Raw genomic sequence first — 6,191 nt, forward strand, 5'->3', positions numbered from 1 at the left:
CATAGGAAGGCGCCGCGCGCCCCGTCAAACCGGGGGCTTGAAGGCGCCCTGCCCCGCCACCTCCGCCCAGGCACGGAAGGCGGGGGAAGGCGTGACGCGGCCGGATTGCAGCAGATCGAGCCAGGCGGCCGTCGCCTTGACGAATCGGTTCACGCCGCGTGGCCAGATGGCGAGGCTCATCGCCTCCGCCATCTGCGGCTCCGCGACACGCAGCGCATAGGCCGATTCCAGCACGACGCCGAGGCCCCAGATCTCCTCGCAGGCCGTGTGCACGCCGAGCAGCGCGAGGCGCGCCAGGCCCGGCGCCAGCGGCGAGCCTTCGATCAGCGCATCGCAGCCTTGCAGATATTCGCGCGCCGCCGGCAGCGCCGGAAACTGCCCCTGCCAATGCGCCGCGATGCAGGCATAGCGCGCGGCGCCCGCGGCCCAGCCCACCAGCCGGAACACCGCCGCGGCCAGCGCATCATCGCCGCCCGCCATGCGGAACTTGTGCAGATGGTGCGTGCCCACCGGTTCCTCGCAGGCCGCCAGGATGGCGAGCCAGACCACCTCCTTCTCCAGCGGTGCCAGGTGGCGCTGTTCCAAGGTCAGCGCGCGATACATCGCCTCATAGCTTGCGTGCAGCTCCGGCAGAGCGGCGGCCATGGCGCCGTGATGCGGCAGCACGAAGCCGCGCGCCGCGCGGATCTGCTCCAGCGCGCCGCGGATCTCATCGGGGGATCGGTCCATGCCACAAGTGTCGGAACCGCCGGGGGCGAGGTCAAGCGGCCGGGGGTGGCGTGACCGCCGCGCTTCGGGCCAATATTGTCCTGTCAAACAGGACAAGAGGTCTCCATGCGCCGACGCCACGCCCTGACACTGCTCGCGGCCCCCCTGCTGGCGCCCCGCCTGGCGCGCGCCCAGGCCGCGGCCCAGTCCCCTTGGGCGCCCAGCCGGCCGGTGACGCTCGTGGTGCCCTTCCCGCCCGGCGGGCCGACGGACCTGGCTGCGCGGGTGATCCAGCAGGGCATGTCCGCAGCCCTCGGCCAGCCGGTGGTGGTGGACAACCGGCCGGGGGCCACCGGCGCCATCGGGTCCCGCTACGTGGCGCAGCAGCCGGCGGATGGGCATACGCTGCTGGTGGCCGCCAGCGGCACGCTGACCATCAACCCGGTGGTGATGCGCACGCCGGGCTATGACGTGGAGCGCGACTTCGTGCCCGTCACGCTGGTGATGACGGCGCCGAACATGCTGGTGGTGAACCCCTCCATCCCCGTGCACAACGTGGCGGAGACGGTGGCCTGGATGAAGTCGATCCGCGGCGGCCCGGCCTATGCCTCCTCGGGCGTCGGCTCCTCGGAGCAGCTGGGGATGGAGCTGTTCAAGCTGCTGACCGGGACCGAGGCGATCGCGGTGCCCTTTGCCGGCGGCCCGGCCGCGGCCACCGCCGTGATCCAGAACACCGCGCCCTTCGCGGTGCTGAATGCGGCGACGGTGGGGGCGCATGTGCAGGCCGGGCGGCTGCGCGGCATCGCCATCTGTGGCCCGAACCGCTTCCCGCAACTGCCGGATGTGCCGACCATGGCCGAGCAGGGCCTGCCGGACCATGTCTCCGGGTCCTGGACCGCCATCGTCGCCCCGGCGGCGACGCCGGAGCCGGCGCTGGCGCGGCTGAACGAGGTGATCGTCGCCGCGCTGAAGACGCCGGAGGTGACGCAGCGCCTGGCCAATGTCGGCTTCGCGGTGGATGCGACCAGCCGCGCCGACCTCGGCAAGCTGATCGCCGAGGATCTGGCGCGCTGGCGCCGGGTGGTGCGGGAGGCACGGATCGAGGTGAACTGAGGGGGAGCAAGGGCCCCCACCCAACCAGCCCCCGGCGTTGCGGCAGTGCCGCACCCCCCCCGCAGTGCGGGGGAGGGCTTTGATTGGAACTTCGGGATCAGCCCTGCGGGCGGCGCTTCGGACCCGCATAGGGGGCGCGGGGCTTGTCGCCGCGGGGCGGGCCGCGATAGGCGCGCGGCGGGCCGGCGGGCCGTTCCGGGCGTGCCGCACCAGCCGGCCGTTCCGGCCGGGGTGGCGCCGGGCGGTCGCGCTGCGGCTCACGCGGCGGGCCGCGATGCGGGCCGGGGGCATGAGCCATGGGCTCGATGCGGATGCGGTCATCGTCATCGCCCGAGACCCGCTGGGCCGAAGCCGCGAAGCGCGCAGCGGCCCAGGGGGCGATCTCCACCCGCGTCTCGCGGTCCATCACCTCGATCCGCCCCACTTCCTTCCGCGTCAGGTCGCCCTTGCGGCAGATGAAGGGCAGGATCCAGCGCGGATCGGCCTGGTCGTGCCGGCCGATGGACAGGCGGAACCACACACCCTCCCCACCCTGGTCCCGCGGCGGGCGCGGGGCGGCGGGCGGCGGGGCCAGAAGCTCCTCCGGTGCCGGCAGGGACGAGCGCAGCGCCTGGAACAGCGCGGCTGCCACCTGCTCGGGCGACTTGTCCGCCAGCAGGCCGCGGGCGAGCTCCAGATCATCCTCGTCCGCCACCGCATCCACCACGCCGCGGGCCTGGGCGGCCAGGCGTTCCCGGTCCTTGGCGCGGACATCCTCGGCACTCGGCGGGCCCGACCATTCGGCCTGGATCCGGGCGTAGGAAAGCAGCCGTTCCGCCAGCCGGCGGCGCGTATGCGCCACCATCAGCACGGCCACGCCCTTGCGGCCGGCGCGGCCGGTGCGGCCGGAGCGGTGCTGCAGCGTTTCCTTGTCCCGCGGCAGCTCGGCATGGATCACCAGGCCGAGGTCCGGCAGGTCGATGCCGCGCGCCGCCACATCGGTGGCCACGCAGACCCGGGCGCGGCGGTCGCGCAGCGCCTGCAGGGCACGGTTGCGCTCCGCCTGGGTCAGCTCGCCGGAGAGCGCCACGGCCGAAAAGCCGCGCTCCACCAGGCTGCCATGCAGGCGGTTCACCTGTTCCCGCGTATTGCAGAAGACCATGGCGCCGCCGGCTTCATACCAGCGCAGCACATTGACCACTGCCGCCTCGACCTCCCGCGGCCCGACCAGCATGGCCCGATAGGTGATGTCGCCGTGCCGCTCACCCTCGACCGTCGCGGCGATGCGCAGCGCATTGCGCTGGTAGGAGGCCGCCAGCGCCACGATCTCCCGCGGCACCGTCGCCGAGAACAGCAGCGTGCGGCGCGCCTCGGGCGCGCCTTCGAGAATGGCCTCCAGGTCGTCCCGGAAACCCATGTCCAGCATCTCATCCGCCTCGTCGAGCACGGCGGCGCGGAGCTGGGACAGGTCCATATTGGCGCGGTCGAGATGGTCGCGCAGCCGGCCCGGCGTGCCGACGACGATCTCCGCCCCCATGGACAGCGCCCGCCGGTCGGCCCGCACATCGGTGCCGCCGACGCAGGCGATCACGCGCACATGGGTGCCCGAATAGAGCCAGGCCAGCTCATCCCGCACCTGCATCGCCAGCTCGCGGGTCGGCGCGATGACCAGCCCGAGCGGCAATTGGCTGCGCCCGGCAGAGAGCACCTGCTCGGCCATGGCCAGGCCGAAGGCGACGGTCTTGCCGGAGCCGGTCTGGGCGGAGACCAGCAGGTCGCGCCCGGCGGTTGCGGGATCCAGCACGGCGGCCTGGACGGGGGTGGGTTCGGCATAGCCGCGCTCGGCCAGGGCCTGGGCGAGACGCTCGGGGAGATCGGGAAAGGGCATTGTGGCGGCTCTCTAGCCCATACCGGGCCGCGACGCACCAAAACCCGTGCCGCGGCGCAGCATGGCAGCCCCGCGCCTGCTACCCGCCGTGCAGCACCACCCCGGCCTGGCGCAGCCGCGCCAACTCCTCCGCCCCCAGCAGCGGGCCGAGCAGCGCGTCATTGTCCGCCCCCAGCTTCGGCGCCGGATTGCGCAGGATGCCAGGGGTCTCCGACAGGCGCGGCACCTCGCCATGCATCGGCAGCCAGCCCCCCGGCATCTCCTCGTCCGGCACCTCGATCAGCGCCTCGCGCTCCGCGATATAGGCGTCCCCGTCCAGCTCCGAGACATCCATGATGGGGCCGATCGTCACCCCGTCGCGGTCGAATTTTGCCAGCGCCTCCTCCCGGTCCATGCCGGCGATCGCGTCCCGGATCACGCCGTCGATCACCTCGATATTGGCCAGGCGGTCGGGATTGGTCCGGAAGCGCGGGTCGTCGACCAGCTCCGGCCGGCCGATGCTCTGCATCAGCCGCACGAAAACCGCCTGGGTGCTGGTCGACAGGCTGAGCCAGCCGCCATCCCGCGTCCGATAGGCATTGCGCGGCGCGGTATTGGTGCTGCGGCTGCCGGTCCGCGGCTTCACCTTGCCGCTGACCCGCCAATTCGCCATCTGCGGCTCCAGCACCGCGAAAATCGGCTCGAAGAGCGAGAGATCCACCACCTGCCCCTGCCCCGTCGCCTTCGCATGCCACAGCGCGATCATCGCGGCGGAGGCGCCATAAAGCCCGGCATAGGCATCGGCCATGAACATCGGCGGCAGCACCGGCTCCCGGTCCGCAAAGCCGTTCAGCGCGGCAAAACCGGCATAGCCCTCCACCAGCGTGCCGAAACCCGGCTTGTGGCGGAACGGGCCGGTCTGGCCCCAGCCGGAGACGCGGACGATCACCAGCCGCGGGTTGATGGCCAGCAGCACCTCCGGCGCCAGGCCCATCTCCTCCAGCACGCCGGGCCGGAAACTCTCCACGAAAAGGTCGGCCCCAGCCACGAGCCGCTTCACCACCGCGATCGCCTCCGCCTGGCGCAGATCCAGGCAGACGCTGCGCTTGTTGCGGCACCAGGTCTTCCAGGCGGTCTCGATGCCCGAAACCTTCCAGGCGCGCAGGCTGTCGCCCGCCGGCGGCTCCACCTTCACCACCTCCGCCCCATGATCGGCCAGCACCTTGGTGAGCATATTGCCGGCGACCAGGCGGGAGAGATCCACCACACGGACCCCCTCCAGCGCCCCCCGCGCCGCCGGGTCGAACTGCCGCCGCCGCTTCGGCCGCCGCGCCTTGCCCTGCTCCACCCGCAGTCCCCTCCCCATCGCGCCAAGGGGTAGGCGCGGGTCCCGCACCGGTCAATCGCCGCCCCACCCCGGCCGGCCGCTGGACCATTTACGTTTGGATGCGTATCTGCACCCTGCCGCAGGGGGAAGAAGACATGACACTCGCCGGCCTGTCGCTGCGTGACCTCGAATACCTCCTGGCCGTGTCGGAGCACCTCAGCTTCGGCCGCGCCGCTCAGGCCTGCGCCGTCAGCCAGCCCACCCTTTCCGCCCAGATCCGCAAGATCGAGGAACTGCTCCAGGTCGAGTGCTTCGAACGCGCGCCCCGTGGCGTGCTGGTCACCCCCCGCGGCGCCGAACTCGTGGCCCAGGCCCGGCTCGTGGTCGCCGAAGCCCGCCGGATGTTCGAGATCGCCGCCGCCGGCGCCGCCCCCCTCGAAGGCACCTTCCGCCTCGGCGTCATCTCCACCCTCGGCCCCTACCTGGTGCCCTTCCTGCTGAAGCCGCTGCGCGCCCGCTTCCCCCACCTGCGCCTGCTGCTCTCCGAAGGCCTCACCCGCCACCTCGCCCGCCAGGTGGAGGACGGCGAACTCGACGCCATCCTCGCCGCATCCCCCCTGCCCGGCCCCGACCTCACCGAACTCAAGCTGTTCCGCGAGGAATTCGTCCTCGTCGTGCCGCGCGACCACCCCCTCGCCCGCGTCGAACAAGTCTCGCGCGACGATATCCCCACCCCCGAACTCATCCTGCTCAGCGAAGGCCACTGCCTGCGCGACCACGCCATCGCCTATTGCCCCACCCGCCTGCAGGTCGACCGCCCGGAACTCCAGGCCGCCAGCCTGGAAACCCTGCGCCAGATGGTCGCCGCCGGCGTCGGCGTCTCCTTCATGCCGCAACTCGCCGTGCAGATCGGCGCCCTGCTCGACGACATGGTCGCCTACCGCCGCATCGGCGACGCCAGCATGGGACGCGACGTCGCCCTGTTCCACCGCCCCGGCTTCAGCCGCATCCGCGACGTCCGCCTCCTCCGCCAAGCCATCCGCGAAATCCTCGCGGAACACAGCGCCGTCAAAGTGGCGGCGACGCTGGCCTGAGGCTGGGGGGCGGTCGCGCTGGTGGTTTGCAAGGAGGGCTCCGCCCTCCCTGCACCCTCCCGCCAGGAGGCAGTGGCCTCCTGGACCTCAGGACCTTGAACAG

Annotated in this window: 5 protein-coding genes; 2 read left to right on the plus strand and 3 right to left on the minus strand. The window is 72.3% G+C overall.

Annotated features, from left to right (window positions below; translation table 11 throughout):
* Positions 1 to 24: 24 nt before the first annotated feature.
* The gene (locus ACTIF1_RS08105) at positions 25 to 729 is read right to left on the minus strand and encodes a hypothetical protein (RefSeq protein WP_439595880.1); all 705 of its coding nucleotides are present in this window, start codon (positions 727 to 729) and stop codon (positions 25 to 27) included.
* A 105-nt stretch (positions 730 to 834) separates the two neighbouring features.
* Between ACTIF1_RS08105 and ACTIF1_RS08110 the strand changes: the two genes are divergently transcribed.
* Positions 835 to 1,821, plus strand: coding sequence for a Bug family tripartite tricarboxylate transporter substrate binding protein (locus ACTIF1_RS08110; protein ID WP_439595881.1), 987 nt, complete (start codon positions 835 to 837; stop codon positions 1,819 to 1,821).
* Positions 1,822 to 1,918: 97 nt separating this feature from the next.
* Here ACTIF1_RS08110 and ACTIF1_RS08115 read toward each other — a convergent pair whose 3' ends face one another.
* Positions 1,919 to 3,688: a DEAD/DEAH box helicase gene (locus ACTIF1_RS08115; protein ID WP_439595882.1), complete on the minus strand. Its 1,770-nt coding sequence runs from the start codon at positions 3,686 to 3,688 to the stop codon at positions 1,919 to 1,921.
* Positions 3,689 to 3,767: 79 nt separating this feature from the next.
* Positions 3,768 to 5,033, minus strand: coding sequence for a CaiB/BaiF CoA transferase family protein (locus ACTIF1_RS08120; protein WP_439595883.1), 1,266 nt, complete (start codon positions 5,031 to 5,033; stop codon positions 3,768 to 3,770).
* Between the two features lie 116 nt (positions 5,034 to 5,149).
* Here ACTIF1_RS08120 and ACTIF1_RS08125 point away from each other — a divergent pair, with 116 nt between their 5' ends.
* A complete protein-coding gene (locus ACTIF1_RS08125; protein WP_439595884.1) occupies positions 5,150 to 6,088 on the plus strand; it encodes a LysR substrate-binding domain-containing protein in 939 nt (312 codons plus the stop codon).
* Positions 6,089 to 6,191 lie beyond the last annotated feature (103 nt).

The organism is Falsiroseomonas sp., assembly GCF_051860665.1.
Classification (GTDB): domain Bacteria; phylum Pseudomonadota; class Alphaproteobacteria; order Acetobacterales; family Acetobacteraceae; genus Falsiroseomonas.